This is a genomic window from Paenibacillus sp. CFBP 13594 (assembly GCF_014842675.1).
In the GTDB taxonomy this organism is placed as follows: domain Bacteria; phylum Bacillota; class Bacilli; order Paenibacillales; family Paenibacillaceae; genus Paenibacillus; species Paenibacillus amylolyticus_B.
In genome coordinates, this window is record NZ_JACYVQ010000012.1 from 25,858 (window position 1) to 43,484 (window position 17,627).

Genomic DNA, 17,627 nt, shown 5'->3' on the forward strand with positions numbered 1-17,627 from the left:
AAACCTTTGAAAACAAGAATCAGGAAAATTTGGAGGCAATGGCGATCGGAAGAACGAGCCGTCACCGGAACGTCACTCGTGCAAACCTTATTTTAAAATTTAATGGAGGTGAATCCCTCAACCCGAGGGAAATCATTGGACGGAATAATAGCCTTGAATTTATTTTTAGTAGCCGTATTTATAGGTCTGACAGCCTTTTTCGTTGGAGCCGAATTTGCAATTCTTAAAGTACGGATGTCCCGAATCGATCAATTGATCTCGGAAGGGAACAAAAAGGCAGTACTGGCCAAAAAAGTGGCGCACAACCTGGATTATTATCTGTCGGCATGTCAATTGGGGATTACCATCACGGCGCTGGTATTGGGAGCCTTGGGTGAACCTACTGTTGAGAAAATGCTGCATCCGCTCTTTGAGCGAATGGAAGTACCAGCGGCATTGTCTACCGTGCTTTCCTACGGTATCGCTCTGGCGATCATTACGTTCCTGCACGTGGTTATTGGTGAATTGGCACCGAAAACCCTGGCGATTCAGTTTGCAGAGAGAATGACGCTGTTGCTGGCACCACCACTGTATTGGTTCGGTAAAATCATGAATCCATTCATCTACGCGCTAAATGGAGCTGCTCGTCTGTTGCTTGGCATATTTGGTGTAAAACCTGCCGGGCATGATACCGTTCACTCCGAAGAAGAGCTGAAGCTGATTATGGCACAGAGCTACGAGAGTGGCGAGATCAACCAGACGGAGCTGGACTATCTCAAAAACATTTTTGCTTTTGATGAGCGTCTGCTTCAGGAGATTATGATTCCACGAGATAAAATTGTTACTCTGAATAAGGAAATGCCGATTGATCAGATCATTGAGACGCTAAATCGACATGAATACACGCGATACCCTGTTATTGCAAATGGGGATCAGGCTCATTTTGTTGGCTTTATTAATACAAAAGAAATGCTGACGAGTGTGGCTGCGGGCAGAGATTTCAATATGGAGACATTTGTTCACAATACGCCGAGTTTCTCCGAGCGTTCTCCAATCAAGGATGTACTGATCCAGATGCAGCAAAGCCGTGTACACATTGCAACCGTGAAAAACGAGGCAGGTGCTACGGTAGGTATGGTTACGATGGAGGATATCCTTGAAGAGATTGTCGGAGATATCAAGGATGAATACGAGCATAAAGATTTGGTGAATCCACCAAAAAGAATGAAACTGGTTTAAGAATAAGTGATACAAAGATATTACAGGATTAGCGAAGCAACCTAATCAATCTTTATAACGCTAAGCAGGTTCCCGGAGTGATCGGGGCCTGCTTTTTGTATTAAATCTTAATTTTAAAATAAAAGCTTGCATAATGTAGTTCAATGGATTAATATAAATTTAAAGAATCTTAACTTAAAGATAAATAACGAAAAGCAATAAATAAAAGAAGCAAAATAAGTCGAACTAATAACTTACACGTAACGAAGAGGACAGAAAAAACCTGAAAAAGCGAAGCGTTCGCCTTTATCCCCGGATTTTCCCTTAGGAAAAGAAATCAAAAAAATCTGGGGATAACAGCGATTGGAAGGTTATTCTGTCATCGTAGTGTCTGTGTAAATAAACCAAGGGAGTGGAGATTATGTTCAGAACTTCAGGAATTCATCATATTACAGCTTTTGTTGACGATGCGCAGAAAAACGTTGATTTTTATGCAGGTGTGTTGGCACTCAGACTGGTGAAAAAAACAATTAACTTTGATGCACCGGATGTGTATCACTTGTATTACGGGAATGAGCAGGGTGCACCGGGCACAATCATTACCTTTTTCCCACAGCAGAATTCAAGAAGAGGTGTCATCGGTTCCGGTCAGACTGGAGTAACCGTATATGCGGTTCCTGTAGGAAGCCTGCCTTTCTGGAAAGAACGTCTTGCTTCCTTCGATATTCCATATGAAAATAAAACCAGATTTGGTGAGCAGTACATTCGTTTCTTCGACAAAGGCGGTCTGTTGCTTGAACTGGTTGAGCGTGAAGGCGGTCAGCCAAGCAACTGGAGTTTCAACGGTGTGACACCGGAGCATGCCATCAAAGGATTTGGCGGAGCCGTATTGTTCAGCCACGTTCCTGAGAAAACCATGGACGTCTTGGTGAGCAAACTGGGTCTGGAGCAAGTCGGTGAAGAGAACGGACTTCTTCGTCTTCAGGCAAGCGGCGATATTGGTCAGATCATCGATATTCAGTCCACAGGTATCCAACGCGGGATTGGTGGAGCCGGAACGGTTCACCATATTGCATGGCGTGCCAAAGATTACGTGGAACATGAACAAATTCAGCAGGATCTTGAACAATCCGGATATCATCCAACGCCAGTCATTGACCGTCAATACTTCAACGCTGTGTATTTCCGGGAGCCGGGTGGTATACTGTTCGAACTGGCTACGGATCCTCCGGGATTTGCACGGGATGAACCAGCAGAGAGCATGGGTGAGAAACTGATGTTGCCTGAATGGTATGAACCACAGCGTGAGCAGATTGAACAATTGTTGCCACGAATTGAAGTACGTGAATGGAAAGGAGAGTCCAAATCATGACCACAACCAATACAATGAAACATATCTATAAAGCAGGTGCTCAGCCGGATGCGTCAACAATCCTGTTGCTTCATGGCACAGGCGGAACCGAGAATGATCTGATCGGTCTGGCGGAGATGATCGCACCAGGAGCTGGCATACTTGGGGTGCGGGGTAATGTATCGGAGAACGGGATGCCCCGTTTCTTCCGCCGCCTGGCCGAAGGCATTTTTGATGAAGAAGATCTGATTGCTCGTACGGCGGAGTTGGGATCTTTTGTCGATGCAGCTGCAGTGGAATACGGTTTTGATCGGTCCAGCGTGTATGCACTGGGTTACTCTAACGGTGCCAACATTGCGGCAAGCTTGATCTTCCATCAAGCAGATGTATTCAAAGGTGCAATTCTGCATCACCCGATGGTACCGCTGCGCGGACTCGAACTGCCGGATCTGAAAGGTCTGCCTGTGTTCATCGGTGCGGGCGAGAACGATCCGATCGTACCAAGACGTGAAACGGAGGAACTTGCTTCGCTACTGAGCGGTGCAGGTGCCGATGTAAACACACATTGGGAGCGTCAGGGTCATCAGTTGACTCGTACCGAGGCAGAAGCCGCGGCAGCTTGGTTTAAGACACAGGCGTAAATTGGGTGGATAGACGGTTATGAAACGTATAGAGACAGCCTGATCGAGAAGATCGGGCTGTTTTTCCTTTTTATTTTGATCATCTTTAGGAAGAAGAAATGATTGACTGGTGTTATGTAACCGTTACTAACCGGGTAAACATTTGAATGTGTGGTAGATAACCTTGTATGCTTAGTGATATAGCTATGCATCAACATCATGAACTGGAGGGGTTAATGTGGAACGTGACATCAAGGAACTGGTACAGCAGATGACACTGGAAGAAAAAGCGGGTATGTGCTCGGGACTGGACTTTTGGCATCTGAAAGGGGTGGAGCGTCTTGGCATTCCATCCATCATGGTGACGGACGGACCTCATGGGCTGCGCAAGCAGGATGGAAGTGCGGATCATCTGGGTCTGACGTCGAGCGTGCCTGCAACCTGTTTCCCTTCTGCGGCAGGACTGGCTAGTTCATGGGACAAGGATCTGGCACGTCAGGTCGGGGTGGCTTTGGGTGAGGAGTGTCAGGCCGAGGATGTAGCGGTATTACTTGGACCGGGTGTAAATATTAAACGTTCCCCACTGGGCGGTCGTAATTTTGAATACTTTTCCGAAGATCCGTTGTTATCTACGCAGATGGCTACCGGTCATATTCAGGGTGTGCAGAGCCAGGGTGTGGGTACATCTCTCAAACACTTTGCAGTTAATAATCAGGAAGAACGGCGCATGTCGATTGATGCGGTGGTGGATGAACGGACGCTGCGCGAGATTTATCTGGCGAGCTTCGAAGGTGCGGTGAAGGATGGACAGCCGTGGACGGTGATGTGTTCCTACAATAAGGTGAACGGTACGTATGCTGGTGAGAATGAATGGTTGCTTACGGATATCCTGAAAGACGAATGGGGACACGAAGGTCTTGTGGTATCCGACTGGGGCGCGGTCAATGAACGTGCAGACGCCCTTGCAGCAGGACTGGAACTGGAGATGCCAACAAGTGGTGGAATTGGTGAGGGTAAAGTGATTGATGCCGTAGAGAGCGGACAATTGCCGCTGGACAAGCTGGATCGGGCGGTGGAGCGTTTGCTTACGCTGATCTTTAATGCTGTTGATCAAAAGCAGGAAGGGGCTACATATAACAAGGATGAGCATCACCAACTTGCGCGCAAGGTGGCAGCCGAGAGTATGGTTTTGCTGAAAAATGAAAAAGGTCTCCTGCCGCTGGGGCGTGAAGGCGAAGTGGCGTTAATTGGGGCATTTGCGCGTAAACCCCGCTTCCAGGGCGGTGGCAGTTCCCACATTAATCCGACCAAAGTGGATGATATTGTGGAAGAGATGACCCAGGTGGCTGGCGAAGGTGTAACCTTCTCAAATGCCCCTGGTTATCGGATTGAAGCGGATGATGTGGACGAAACATTGATGCATGAGGCAGTTCAGGCAGCGCAGTCGGCTGATACTGCCGTGGTGTTCGTCGGATTGCCGGATCGTTATGAATCCGAAGGGTATGATCGTGCCCATTTGCGTCTACCTGACAATCATATTCGTCTGATTGAAGAGATTGCAAAAGTACAATCACGTGTGGTTGTGGTGCTGAGCAACGGATCTCCAGTGGAGATGCCTTGGTTGCCACAGGTGCAAGCGGTGCTTGAAGCTTATCTTGGTGGACAGGCCGTTGGTGGAGCGATAGCTGATCTGTTGTATGGAGAGGTGAACCCGTCCGGTAAACTGGCAGAGACGTTCCCTGCCAAGCTCAGTCATAATCCATCTTATCTGAATTTCCCGGGTGAAGGGGATCGTGTTGATTACCGGGAAGGCATCTTTGTTGGTTACCGCTATTATGATAAAAAAGAGCTGGAGCCACTGTTTCCATTTGGTTATGGACTGAGTTATACAACATTTGAATATGCTGACCTGCAGGTAAATCGTACAGAATTGACGGATCAGGATGAAGTGAATGTACATGTTCGAGTTACCAATACCGGAGATATCGCTGGCAAAGAGATAGTACAGCTGTATGTCAGGGATGTAGAGAGCACAGTTATTCGTCCGGTGAGAGAATTAAAAGGATTTGCCAAGGTGGCCCTTGAACCTGGAGAGTCCAAAGTGGTGAGCTTCACACTAAACAAACGTTCATTCGCCTATTACAACGTAGATATGAAGGACTGGCATGTGGAGACCGGAGAGTTCGAGATTCAGGTAGGCAGCTCCTCACGGGACATTCATGTGCACACACGTGTGAATGTAGAGTCTACAGCGACATTCCTTCCAACCTATACGCGTAATAGTACATTGGGTGATATCCAGCGTGATCCGGCCCATAAACAGCTGCTGGACCAGGTTTTGCAACAATTCCAGGAAGCCAGTGGGTTCGGCGGTGATGATGCCGGGGATCACGCAGATATGATGGATGCGATGATGAAATATATGCCACTGCGTGCGCTGGTTGCGTTTAGCGGTGGGGCCATGACGGAAGAAGCGATGAATGAACTTCTGGAGCAGCTGAACAACAAGGATCATGGTATTCGGGGATAAGGGGCTGCGCCCTTAAACCGAGTAGGCTCCCATTCTTGGATTAATCGATTACGATTATGCAATACGTGCAGGAACTGCGCACGAAGCCATAAGAATGTGCAGGAGGGCCAGCCGCATAGTGGCTGGTACAGTTACCCGATCCGATTATGGATCGGGTTTTCTTTTTGCATAAAGAAAAAGAGGGAGAAAGGAACGGTGGGATAGGCGGATAATCCATGCAACGTAACAGAAAGCGATAGAAACGACAGGACGGCTGTAACTTTGCTGAAGCAACATGGTTGTCGTAAAGGATGGATTATTCTATAATGAAGTAATTGATAATCATTTTCAATTAGATTCGGTGATAGATGACTATGCACGTAATCAGGAGGGGAATATGAATCCTAACCCTAGCTCACATACATTTGGTTCAAGTGCGTTTGTTCAGACCCGCGATGGTCGCAAACTACATTATATGTCCAGGGGAACAGGAGAATTGACGGTAGTGTTTGAATCAGGTATGGGCGCCTCCAGATCGAACTGGGGACTGGTTGCACCAGCTATTGCTGAGCATGCACGTGCTGTTGTGTATGACAGGGCAGGGGCGGGGAGAAGTGATGTCGACTCGGCTCCCCGCAACCTTGAACGCATTGCAGGGGACCTTGGGGAACTGCTGACAGCTCTGGGCCCGGGCCCATTCATTCTGGTTGGACATAGCTGGGGAGGTCCGATCGTACGGGCTGCGGCGGCTGCAAATCGCAATAGATTACGAGGCATTATCCTGGTAGATCCATCAGACGAGCATTGCGAAATGTATTTTTCCAAGCTTACTAAAAAGAGCTTTGCTATCAATGATTTCATTATTCCAATCATGGCGCGGACTGGCTTATATAAGAAACTTGGCAGCAAAGCTGGAAGTGTTCAGCCTGACGATGTGGTAGCGGATCATCTCAAGGAAGATTTCACTGTACGGGCAGCTAGCACGATGCTTGCGGAAGGCAAAACGTTTCTGGATGACATGGCAGCGCTGCTGAAACATCCTCCGGCTCTGGGTGATCTGGAAGTTAGCGTGATCTCGGGTACGAACCCGGGCAAGGGAGAGGGGAAAATCAGACCCGCCCTTATCACGGCGCATCGCCAGACGGTGAGCCAGCTGTCCAATGCGAGATGGATTGGGGCGGATCAATCGGGACATATGGTTGTGTATACAGACCCTCAGGTCATTATTGATGAAATTGTACGAATGATAAATGAAGTGGGCTCAAGCGCAAGAACAGATCAAAAGTGATACAATACAAAGAAAAGCAGTGCGCGACATTGCTAGATAAGTTGAATTAGTCATTTACACGATAACGAAGAGGACAGAAAGAACCTGAAAAAGCGGAGCGTTCGCCTTTATCACCGGATTTTTCCCTTGGAAAAGGGAATCAAAAAAATCTGGGGATAACAGCGATTGGAAGGTTGTTCTGTCATCGTAGTTTCAGTGTAAATAAACGTTGTTCAACTTATATAGACCATAAAAGCGGAGTGTGGAGACAACATGAAACCAGTTGAACAAGAACCAACGGGAACCACAAGTCCCGGTCGTGCCAGTGTTGGCATGGAAGATATCGTACGCGCACATCATGTGTTGCGTGAGGTCATTGTTAGAACGCCGTTACAGCGGGATGCTGTATTGTCGGCCAAATATAACTGTAATGTCTATCTGAAAAGGGAAGACCTTCAAGTGGTGCGTTCGTTCAAAATTCGGGGCGCCTATAATATGATTCGCAGTCTGACACCAGCCGAGATGGAGAAGGGTATTGTCTGTGCAAGTGCGGGCAATCACGCTCAGGGTGTTGCTTTTAGCTGTAATGCGCTCGGAATTAACGGCAAAATCTTCATGCCGAGTACAACGCCGAACCAGAAGGTGAAGCAAGTGAGACGCTTTGGCGGCAATAACGTTGAAGTGGTGCTGATCGGAGATACGTATGACGATGCATACGCAGAAGCAATGCGTGCATGTGACGAACAGGGCATGACGTTCATCCACCCTTTTGATCAACCCAAGATTATTGCAGGTAATGGTACGGTAGCGATGGAAATCATGGAAAGTCTCGATGAGAATGCCGACTATGTATTCGTGACGATTGGTGGCGGAGGGCTGGCAGCCGGCGTGGGAACCTACATGAAGACCGTGAGTCCAGAGACACGCATCATTGGAGTTGAGCCACTTGGGGCAGCTTCCATGAGTGAGGCGATGTTCCGCAAACAGGTTGTGACGTTGGATGACATAGATAAATTCGTGGATGGCGCAGCGGTGAAACGGGTTGGTGATCTCACCTTTGATATCTGCAATAGTATACTTGATGACATTGTGAAAGTGCCGGAAGGCAAAGCCTGCACAACTATTCTGGAGTTATATAATGAAAATGCGATTGTTGTCGAGCCTGCCGGTTCCTTGGCTGTTGCGGCGCTTGAGCAATATCGTGAGCAAATCGTGGGCAAGACGGTGGTCTGCGTCATTAGTGGCGGGAACAACGATATCGACCGGATGCAGGAAATCAAGGAGCGTTCCTTGATCTATGAAGGTCTGAAATATTATTTCATGGTTAATTTCCCACAGCGTGCAGGAGCTTTACGTGAATTCCTGGAGGAAGTTCTAGGGAAGAATGATGATATCACCCGGTTTGAATATACGAAAAAGCATGATAAGGAAAATGGCCCTGCCTTGGTGGGCATTGAGCTGATGTACAAGGAAGATTACCAACCGCTCATTGAGCGTATGAACCGCAAAGGTATCGCCTATACCGAGCTGAACAAAAACTTGAATCTGTTCAACATGTTAATCTGATGAATTATTCCAAGACAGGCATGCCATCGGAGGTGAAACAAATATGAAAGCAGATCACCACGAGGCCTCTCCTCTGATCAGACCTGCGCGCATAGAAGATGCAGATCAGGTCATTCCATTACTGTATCAGGCGATAGGAGACATTGCATACGCGCTTGCGGGTGAGGCGGACCATGAGAAGGCGATGCAGATTTTGCAGGCGTTTTATGTACAGGCAAACAACCGGATTAGCTATCGTCACGTAACGGTGATGGAGCAGGATGGGCTGGTCGCGGGAATTCTCGTAGCCTATGATGGCGGTCAAGCAGATCAGTTGGATCAGCCGATATTGAATCGCCCTGGACGAAGCCTTGAAGAGAAGTATGCATTGGTCAAAGAAACCCGTCCGGGTGAGTATTATCTGGATACTCTCTCGGTAAGTGAAGCTTATCAGGGGCAGGGTATCGGCCGGGCCCTGATGGCTGCTTTTGAGCAGCAGGGAAGAGAGCTGGGTCACTCGCAGGTATCCCTGATTGTAGAACGGGACAACGGCCGTGCGCTAATGCTCTATGAACGGCAGGGGTATGTCAAAGACGATGTAATTGTCATCGGGGGACATGAGTATAATCATATGGTCAAACCGATTCAATAGTACAGAGCGCTGACGGGGTTAAGTCAGTTTCACAATTGAAGCAAGAAGAAACCGCCACAGGAGCGAATCCTGTGGCGGTTTTTGTTGTGGTTATCTGTTGGGATTTAGCCTGAATTTGAACCGGATGTTAACCGTGGGAGCGGATTAACTCAATAGTTTGCATAGTCGCTTACAGGTACATTCTGCTCCAGCCATTTCTCGACAGCGGCCGTTTTCTCAAATTTGGCTTCGGTTACGATGTCCATGAACTTTTCGAGTTTGGTCAGGAAGGCACTGTCTTCGGAGGAGTTACGTTGTAAGACAGCTTTGTAACCTTTCTGGGCATTGGCTGTCATTTTGTTCGTTTCATAGTCAAATAAAGGCGTATTATTCAGGCCATAAAACGTATACAAGGTATAGTTATTCATCAGATTTTCTACCTGTTGTACCCGATTGGACTTCGGATATTCGTTCAGGAATCGTTCCTGATTCAAAGCGCGATTGAGTACCTCCTGATAGCCAATGACCAGTGCACCATCATCGGCGGCAAGGTTGCTGGTTTCAACTGCCATGATATTAATGTATTGTTTGATGTCTGGTTTCACGTACGAGATATATTTCTGAAAAGCCATATAATTCATGATCGGATAGAGGGAGCCTTCCAACATAACCAGGCGATAACCGCTATCCCGTGCTTGCTGGAGCAGTGCACGCAGACTGGCGTCGTTGGTGCGGCTCATCAGTTGGGTGAAGCTATCATTCCACTTGTAGGCTTTGATCATCTTGTCTTGAACATTAGGCACCAGTAGACGGTCCGTCATGGCTGTTAACGCCTTGTTGCGGGCATTCTCCAGTTGTAAGACCATCAGAGTTGCATGATAAGTGGTGACTTGATTGATATGAGATTCGAGATAAATATCCGCGGCAGGCAAGCCGTTCTTTTTGTAGAGCATGGACTGAAATGTTTTATATATCGTTGTTGAACTGGCAGTTGTGACTTTGGGTTCTGTACTGGAAGAAGCGGCAGCAGCGACTCCGGATAAGGGAGCGACAGCCGTTTGGAGCAGCATGAGGATGGCGGTGGCTGTAATGAAGGTGCGCATGCCTTTACGTTTGGCAGATTGGAACGATGATGTCATAGATATGAACCTCCCGTAGTTAAGAAAATGATAGGTGTTGTTCACTAGTCACTATACATTAACCCAATTGGTGCAGGATGTGGTTGCGGAATGGTGACAAATTCTTCTGTTATTTTTAACTTTTGGAGGGTGGAAGATAGAGGAAGTTTTCTGCGAAAATAAATTTTGTACAACTGGAAACTTTTGAGCTGATCTGAACGTCTTAGATGTGCACAGGTAAATACAGGAATTAATGAAAAGAACAGCGAATCTATTTCGATGTTAACTAATTGTGAGAATGGGGATATGGGATATGAGGAAAGCGGGAGGAAAACAAGTGAAGAAGGTAATGTCAGCGCTGGCTGTATCGGCCATGCTGATGTCCGCACTTCCAACGTCGGTTATGGATGCAGCTGCGAGAATCAGCATATATATTAATGATGCAGAGTTATCCTCTGCTCAGGCACCTGTGATGAAAGGCGGACGCGTACTGGTTCCGCTTCGGTCGATTTTTGAAGGATTGGATGCGAAGGTACAGTACACGAACAGAACCAAAACGATTGTTGCAACTCGCGATGATCAGGAAGTTACTTTGAAACTTGGTTCCAAAACGGCATACATCAACGGGGAAGCGATATCGCTCGATGTACCTGCGAACACGATTAAGGGCAACACGATGGTTCCAATTCGTTTTGTCAGTGAAGCTTTTGGAGAAAAAGTGTTCTGGAACTCACGCAATCAGCGTGTAGATATTAAGACAACAGCAACACCTCCAGTAGATGAGACACAATATGCTGCATGGAACATCTATGGTTCGGTATCCGGAAGTAACGGAGATGGTCGTGACTTGACCGTGAGCTTCACACGTCCAACTTCAGAGAAGGCGGTATCTGCTTACCGAATTATGCTGGTAAAAACACGCGATGTGAATACCTTTACAGAGTCCTCAGCAACTGCCGTACCTTCTGCAAACTATACATCTGTTACACCAAATGGCAGCAACCCGAAACTGACGCTTAATGCACAGACGCGTGACGTAAACGGGGATTTGCTGAACAGCAATGAAACGTATCGCCTGTATGTACTGACTGTTGGTAACAGCAGCAATAATTATAAAAATGCATTGAACTGGTCTTCCCAGGCTTTGAAGCTCAATATTGTGAAATCCACAGTACAAGCGGTTACAAGTCTGCGTGCCGCAGATATTAGCGACTATGGCGATGGCCGCGATCTGGAGATTAACTTCACGCAGCCGAGCACAACATCGAACATTACGTATTATCGTGCATTTGTGGTTAAAGCGAAGGACTCTTCTGCATTCAATCTGGCTGCAGCGAACAAAGTGTCCAGTGCAAACTCCACGATCATATACAAAGGAAACAGTACCGCAGTGAAAAGCCAGCTGACTTCTTCGACACGGGATACCTCCGGCGAATTGATTAAAAGCGGCACAGCGTATGTGGTTTACATCTTGTCGGTAAGCACTAATACAACAACAGACAGCAAACTGTCCGCAGCATCATCTTCACTTACACTGTCCGTGAACACAGCAACGTCTCCGGTAATTACGCAGGTGAAGGATAACTCGGATTATGGAGATGGTCGTGATATTCAGGTGAGCTTCAACCGTTCATCGGACGAGTCCAAGGTGGCGAATTATCGCGTCTTTGTGGTGCGCAACTCGGTTGCCAGCAGCTTTAATCTGACAACGGCAAGCAATCTGTCCTCCAGTCTGTACTATACGGTGAATAAAACAGGTAACAACATTACAACGTCTTTGCCTTCATCCATGAAGGACACAAGTGGTTATAATGTAACGAATCTGCAAGATTATCGCATCTTTGTGATGGCGGTGGGCAATCAGCAAAATGGATACACCAATGCGCTGTCAGCTTCCTCCATTGCTCTGAGACTGACAACGACCGGTAACGCGGGAGTCATTAGCAACCTTGCTGTTGCGGATATTGGTGACTATGGTGATGGCCGTGATCTGCGGGTTTCTTTCAACAAAGCTGCGGATGAATCCAGAATCTCTGCCTACCGAGTCTATGTAGTGCGTTCCGCTAATGTGGGCAGCTTCACGCTGAGCGCAGCTAATGCGTCGAACAACTATACACAGGTGAACAAAACGGGTGGTAACCTGTCCGTTACGCTTCCGAATGCATATGATACAAGCGGTTCTAAAGTCCAAGAAGGTGTGAGTTATCGTGTATTTGTTGTATCGGTGAGCAACAGTGGGAATGCTAGCCAGAATGCACTGTCTAGTTATTCTTCATTAATCACATTATCCAAAACTGCTGTATTGACTGCACCAACAAGCATCACAGCAAAGGATATTGGCGATAATGGCAATGGTAGCGACATAAGTGTGACGTTTAATAGATCGGCGAATGAGACTAACGTTCATCACTACCGTGTGTTTGTAGTAAAGAAAACGAATGTAAGTGGATTTGATCTGGCAGAAGCGAATCGAAATCCTAATTTTATTCCCCAGAGTAAAACTGGAGGAAGCGGAAACTACACTTTGACTTTAAATAATGCAAGAACGACAGATGGCGCAGATATTCGAAATGATGAAGACTATCGTATATTTGTACTGGCGGTGAGCAATACCGGTACTATTTCGAATGTTCTATCTACGGTCTATTATGATGTTAGGTTGTCTGTAACTAGTGAAGTTGGGAAAGTCGCAATCACTGATGTTGAAGTTAAGAAAGAAGAGCAAGCTGCAGGTAATGCTACCGATGTAAAAGTGACATATACAAAACCAGTCCCTGATCAAGCCATTGGACGTTATGTGTTAATGGTAGTACCTGCATCTACAACTTTCGATCTAAATGCGGCCAAAAAAACTGCGAAATCCAGCAATTCACTCGATGTTTCTGCAAGTACAGTTACAGAACTTCCTATTTCTTTATCCGATAGTAATGGTGACGAGATCAAAGCTGGAGCATACAAGATTGTTATTTTGTCCGAATCATCTGATGGTAAACGAGAATCAAGTATGACTACGTCGACTCCTTTCACGATTAAAGCAAAAAAACAGGCACCAACGCCTGTTAATAGTGTAATAGATCTAAAAACAACTGTAAGTGCTTCTTCCATTAATATAATTTTCACTAAGCCAAATGAAGTAGGCATCGCTCGTTACGATGTGTATATCATTAAAGAAGAGAGCAGCTCAGGAACTACTGGGAGAGTTTTAAAAGATGTTAGTGTAGGTGGTACTTCTTCAGGGACAGCAATAGTGGATATTACAGCCAAGGATTCAGATAATGTAGAATTCGGAGCGGGTAAATACAAAGTTTCGGTAGTCTCAGTGGTGAGTGATCCGACGAAATATACATCTGTCAGTGCAGAAGGTACATTTGAGATTTTGCCAGTTCCTTCTGGCAATGGTCAGGGAACTGACAATATGGGCGCGGGGACTTCAGGCGGTAATGGCACTCAACCATCTGTTACAAACGAGCTATCCACTACGCAGGGTTCATGATTTTAAGATAGGCAAACGCGGTTGAAATTCATAATGGATAATTAAATTTTAGGAATTCGAATCCATTAACTCCCTTTCCATACGGAAAGGGAGTCTTTATCATTCCCTCGTAGATACCGTTTAACGTTCTCGCGGCAACTTGCTTTATGAAAATCTTGTCGTCAAAAAGGTTCCTAAGACCATTGTTACATCGGAAACAAATAATGGATAATAAAGGAAAGTTATCTATATAGATCGAGCTAAACATTTACACGAAACGGAGTGGCCAGTGTAAATATCTTTAGTTCACCTTATGAAGGAGCCTATGAGCCGAAAGGAATGATGGAATGCTTGCATTTCGTTTGACGGGCCTGCCGGATTCCCGGTTGCCGCTGTACCTGTATTGTGTGGGCACGCAGGAAGAGAAGGTTCTGCATAGACCGGATGGATTTCCGGTGTATCAGTTGTTTTTGTCACACGGTGGTGAAGGGCAGTTCAAGATAACGGGAAAAGGGACATGGACGATGGGAGCAGGGCAGTTATTCATCGTGGAACCCGAGGTTGCGCATGAGTATGTACCTCGTTCCAAATCCAAAGGGGAACTGGGTTATATCGGTATTGGCGGTACATCGGCTGGATCGGTACTACAATCCGCGGGTTTGCTTCAGAACGAGCCGTGCCATATCTCCCGTTTTGAAATCATCTGGTCACGCATGACCAATCTTTGGCACGCGTTGGATCAAGGAGCAACGGAGATGTGGAACACATCAGCTCTCATCTACCAGCTTATTTTAGATATAGCACAATCGAAAATTCCATCTGATGTTACTAGCGTATGTATTGGATCATCTAGGGCACAGGATGGCACTGTAAAACACTCTAATCGGGAGCCCGATCCGAGCAAGGATGCACTCGTCCGAGCAGTAGCATTGATGAATACACACTACCAGGATGACCTGTTATTGAAGCACATCGCTGACGCAGTGGGTTATTCGGTACAGCACCTAAACCGATTATTTCATCATCATTATGGCGTGACAGGACATCAATATATGCAACGATTACGTTTGCGGAAGGCTTCAGAATGGATGGACAAACATCCAAGAGCAAGTGTACGAGAGGCGGCAGAGACCGTAGGGATGGAAGTGAACTATTTTATCCGGATGTTCAAGCGGGAGTTTGGAGAGACACCGGGTAAAGGAATCAAACATCGCAATCAGCTCCAAATGGAAAAAGACCTCACGAATTCGTGAAGCCCCTAAATCAATTATATAACGTGTTATGCTGTTTTCTTCTGACCGAATAAAGGCCTTAACGTGGCAAGCCCCACAATGCCAATCACCGCACTCAACCATGGAGCTAGTGCAAATACCGGAAGTTTATCACGTAGGGGGTACCCGACAAACAGCACGAGTACCACGACCACGATGTAGATGAGGATCCCCCGAATATTGACTTTAGGTACCTTATTTCTGTCCGCTCCTTCATCGTCTGGTCGCTCAGCAAGACGGCGAAGCATCTCCACCAATGCAATACCGCCAACTGCCGCAACGATCAGAGAGAACAGACTGATGTGTTGGAACGGCTCCGTATCTCCGCCAGTCCAACCCACGAACAATCCCACACATCCTTGAATCAACATGACAAAAGACAAAGCCGCCCAAGCGATCATGGCATACCACATTGGTGTCCGTTTCACAGGCTCTGGATTCTCAGTTGGCTGTGGTTCTACAGCGTTGTCATTCTTTTTCGATGAAGCTGTTGGACTATTACCGCGGGTTGAGCTGGATTTACCCACCTCAACGGCAGCCGTCTTCTCCAGTGCTGTATTTGTAATCCCGAGCTGTGCATGGATGTTCTGTTCCAGATCAGGTCCGTATAACTCGCGAGCGGGTTTATTATCCCGCTGAGCCTGTACGATTGCTTTTCCTGCGGAGAGTATCCACTCTTCCTGTGTTCTCTCGTCCGCTGGCGCATGACGCGCAATGGTGCTGATCTCGTCATACAGTTTCACATGTTCAGGTGTCATTCGACTCATCTCGGTTATTTGTCGATTCTGTATTTCTTTAAGCTTCTTATAGGAAATCCCCAATGATTGCTCCCCCTGTCTACACACGTTCTGATCTTCCAATTGTCAGAAGACCCTGACGGTATTTTAGTATACGGGAAGGGCTCTCGTTTCGCAAAGTCATTCCTTATAAAAAAGCTGCTCATGATTGGCCCATATCCATACACAGGCCAGTATAACACAGGTACATAACAGCACCAGTTTACCGTGATGTTGAATCCATTCCAGTAGATGTTCCATGAATTCATTCCTTTCGGCAGAAGGATTCCGAGGCATATGCTGCCTATGTTTTTTCGTTTATTTTCCCCTGTTCATGTGAAAAAATACCCTCATGCCTCACAGATCTAACGATTGTGTGAAGTATGCATAAAGAGCAGCCGATTCCATCACAATAGTAGCATTTCCAACAGAAATCCAAGATTGGAGTGTGCTTGTTATGGATAAACAAACAGAATTGACGCGAAAGCTGCTACTGAACAGCAACTCCCGTGGAGTTGTGGACGAAGTTGTATCCTTTGAAGAGAACCTGGAGGATACGGAGTATACAGAAGAACTGACAGATGGCAATTTGAAGGGAAGAAGTTTCTGGGACAATAGTGATTCGGGTCATGAGCATGAGTGGAATGGACGGGTGGAGACCCACGAGATGTTCCGTAGAAGCTACGAATAACGATCCTGCAACACTTGGTTTTAATTTCAAATGATATCCGGGCCAGCTGTCATCAGCGTGGCTCATTTTTTTGTGCTTATTATCCGATAAAATGTAGATTGGTGGTCGACGTAGAAAGGTTTTTACTTACGTTGACTTGCAGGTTACGGGATGATAATATATGAATAACATCTTAATACACACTAAACTTATCGGATTATATATATTTAATAAATGGAAGTTAACAGGCTAAGCGTGGAAAGGGGAAATCGGTATGGAACGTCAGATCAGTATCCGTCATGGACAGGAAGAATTAACAGCCACGATTCATTATCCGGTCGTGAAAGATATCAAGGAGGAGAAGAGTCAGCAGCGAGTCCCTCTGGCGGTCATCTGCCACGGCTTCGTTGGTAGCCGGATCGGCGTGGACCGTTTGTTTGTAAAGACTGCACGGGAGCTGGCTGAAGACGGTTATCTGGTGCTGCGTTTCGATTATATCGGTTGCGGAGAGAGCAGTGGGGAGTACGGAGCGGAGGGACTGGAGTCCATGGTGCTGCAGACTCGTTCGGTGCTGGATTACGCGGTGAATTGCAGTGATGTAGATCCTACGCGTGTTACGCTGATTGGTCATAGTCTGGGTGGTGCCGTTGCATTACTAACGGCTGTACGTGACAAACGTGTCAAAAACCTGGTGATGTGGTCCTCCGTGGGTTATCCATTCAATGATATCGTGAAAATTACGGGACGGGAAGTATACGATGAAGGCGTGAAACTGGGTGCGGCTGATTATCTGGGATACAAATTCACACCAACGTTCTTCGAGTCTCTTGCTGAACAACAGCCATTCCAGGAAGCAGTTAAGTTTAGCGGAGATGTACTCGTCGTGCATGGCACGTCAGATGAGATTATTCCTGTAGACTACGCATTCCTGTATCAAAAGGTATTCTGGATGCGCCAAGAGGGCCGCTGTGATAAGGAGATCATCTTCCAGGGCGATCACACCTTCTCTTCAGGTAAAGAGCGGGAACAGCTAATTACGCGTACCAGAGAGTGGCTGGGCGAACGTCAGAAGATCGAGCAGGATTGGCAGCACTGGATGATATAAGTGGCAGGATTATAACTGTTTGGGGATGTCAGCTTGGAAAAGCGCCTTCTTAAGGGTAAAATAGAGGAGTAAGCATTCTATCCGTGTCTGGAGGT

At 46.7% G+C, this 17,627-nt stretch carries 13 protein-coding genes; 11 read left to right on the forward strand and 2 right to left on the reverse strand.

From position 1 onward, the window contains the following. Nucleotides 1–135 precede the first annotated feature (135 nt). From IFU39_RS27715 to IFU39_RS27745, 7 genes are all read left to right on the forward strand, one after another. Nucleotides 136–1,218 carry a hemolysin family protein gene (locus tag IFU39_RS27715; protein WP_036606063.1) on the forward strand — a complete coding sequence of 361 codons (1,083 nt, stop codon included), beginning with the start codon at nt 136–138 and terminating at the stop codon, nt 1,216–1,218. 400 nt (nt 1,219–1,618) lie between these two features. Beyond that, entirely contained in the window at nt 1,619–2,569 is a 951-nt protein-coding gene (locus IFU39_RS27720; RefSeq protein WP_074093485.1) for a ring-cleaving dioxygenase, read from the forward strand. A 14-nt stretch (nt 2,570–2,583) separates the two neighbouring features. Further along, nucleotides 2,584–3,189 carry an alpha/beta hydrolase gene (locus IFU39_RS27725; protein WP_192136116.1) on the forward strand — a complete coding sequence of 202 codons (606 nt, stop codon included), beginning with the start codon at nt 2,584–2,586 and terminating at the stop codon, nt 3,187–3,189. 217 nt (nt 3,190–3,406) lie between these two features. Then, entirely contained in the window at nt 3,407–5,698 is a 2,292-nt protein-coding gene (locus tag IFU39_RS27730) for a glycoside hydrolase family 3 C-terminal domain-containing protein (protein WP_192135976.1), read from the forward strand. A 376-nt stretch (nt 5,699–6,074) separates the two neighbouring features. Next, complete coding sequence (locus IFU39_RS27735) at nt 6,075–6,965, forward strand: alpha/beta hydrolase (protein ID WP_192135978.1); 891 nt, start codon at nt 6,075–6,077, stop codon at nt 6,963–6,965. A gap of 252 nt (nt 6,966–7,217) precedes the next feature. After that, a complete protein-coding gene (ilvA, locus tag IFU39_RS27740; RefSeq protein WP_091019795.1) occupies nt 7,218–8,510 on the forward strand; it encodes a threonine ammonia-lyase IlvA in 1,293 nt (430 codons plus the stop codon). A gap of 43 nt (nt 8,511–8,553) precedes the next feature. Next, the gene (locus tag IFU39_RS27745; RefSeq protein ID WP_105602035.1) at nt 8,554–9,141 is read left to right on the forward strand and encodes a GNAT family N-acetyltransferase; all 588 of its coding nucleotides are present in this window, start codon (nt 8,554–8,556) and stop codon (nt 9,139–9,141) included. Nucleotides 9,142–9,290: 149 nt separating this feature from the next. On the opposite strand, the gene IFU39_RS27750 is transcribed toward IFU39_RS27745, so the two are convergent. Next, entirely contained in the window at nt 9,291–10,259 is a 969-nt protein-coding gene (locus tag IFU39_RS27750) for a hypothetical protein (protein WP_192135980.1), read from the reverse strand. A gap of 316 nt (nt 10,260–10,575) precedes the next feature. On the opposite strand from IFU39_RS27750, the gene IFU39_RS27755 reads away from it, so the two are divergent. Both IFU39_RS27755 and IFU39_RS27760 read left to right on the forward strand, forming a co-directional pair. Next, nucleotides 10,576–13,731, forward strand: coding sequence for a stalk domain-containing protein (locus tag IFU39_RS27755; protein ID WP_192135982.1), 3,156 nt, complete (start codon nt 10,576–10,578; stop codon nt 13,729–13,731). A 326-nt stretch (nt 13,732–14,057) separates the two neighbouring features. Then, nucleotides 14,058–14,963, forward strand: a complete 906-nt coding sequence (locus tag IFU39_RS27760) for an AraC family transcriptional regulator (protein WP_192135983.1) — start codon at nt 14,058–14,060, stop codon at nt 14,961–14,963. A gap of 26 nt (nt 14,964–14,989) precedes the next feature. On the opposite strand, the gene IFU39_RS27765 is transcribed toward IFU39_RS27760, so the two are convergent. Beyond that, on the reverse strand, nt 14,990–15,802 hold the full coding sequence (locus IFU39_RS27765) for a hypothetical protein (RefSeq protein ID WP_192135984.1): 813 nt from the start codon (nt 15,800–15,802) through the stop codon (nt 14,990–14,992). A 412-nt stretch (nt 15,803–16,214) separates the two neighbouring features. On the opposite strand from IFU39_RS27765, the gene IFU39_RS27770 reads away from it, so the two are divergent. Both IFU39_RS27770 and IFU39_RS27775 read left to right on the forward strand, forming a co-directional pair. Then, a complete protein-coding gene (locus IFU39_RS27770; protein ID WP_192135985.1) occupies nt 16,215–16,448 on the forward strand; it encodes a hypothetical protein in 234 nt (77 codons plus the stop codon). Nucleotides 16,449–16,701: 253 nt separating this feature from the next. Then, nucleotides 16,702–17,532: an alpha/beta hydrolase gene (locus IFU39_RS27775; RefSeq protein ID WP_036606057.1), complete on the forward strand. Its 831-nt coding sequence runs from the start codon at nt 16,702–16,704 to the stop codon at nt 17,530–17,532. Nucleotides 17,533–17,627: the final 95 nt, after the last annotated feature.

What these genes read in the sequence shown, in the direction of transcription:
- IFU39_RS27720 (WP_074093485.1), top strand. Translation starts at nt 1,619, where the DNA reads ATGTTCAGAACTTCAGGAATTCATCATATTACAGCTTTTGTTGACGAT.
- IFU39_RS27725 (WP_192136116.1), top strand. Translation starts at nt 2,584, where the DNA reads ATGAAACATATCTATAAAGCAGGTGCTCAGCCGGATGCGTCAACAATC.
- IFU39_RS27735 (WP_192135978.1), top strand. Translation starts at nt 6,075, where the DNA reads ATGAATCCTAACCCTAGCTCACATACATTTGGTTCAAGTGCGTTTGTT.
- ilvA (WP_091019795.1), top strand. Translation starts at nt 7,218, where the DNA reads ATGAAACCAGTTGAACAAGAACCAACGGGAACCACAAGTCCCGGTCGT.
- IFU39_RS27745 (WP_105602035.1), top strand. Translation starts at nt 8,554, where the DNA reads ATGAAAGCAGATCACCACGAGGCCTCTCCTCTGATCAGACCTGCGCGC.
- IFU39_RS27750 (WP_192135980.1), bottom strand. Translation starts at nt 10,259, where the DNA reads ATGACATCATCGTTCCAATCTGCCAAACGTAAAGGCATGCGCACCTTC.
- IFU39_RS27760 (WP_192135983.1), top strand. Translation starts at nt 14,058, where the DNA reads ATGCTTGCATTTCGTTTGACGGGCCTGCCGGATTCCCGGTTGCCGCTG.
- IFU39_RS27770 (WP_192135985.1), top strand. Translation starts at nt 16,215, where the DNA reads ATGGATAAACAAACAGAATTGACGCGAAAGCTGCTACTGAACAGCAAC.
- IFU39_RS27775 (WP_036606057.1), top strand. Translation starts at nt 16,702, where the DNA reads ATGGAACGTCAGATCAGTATCCGTCATGGACAGGAAGAATTAACAGCC.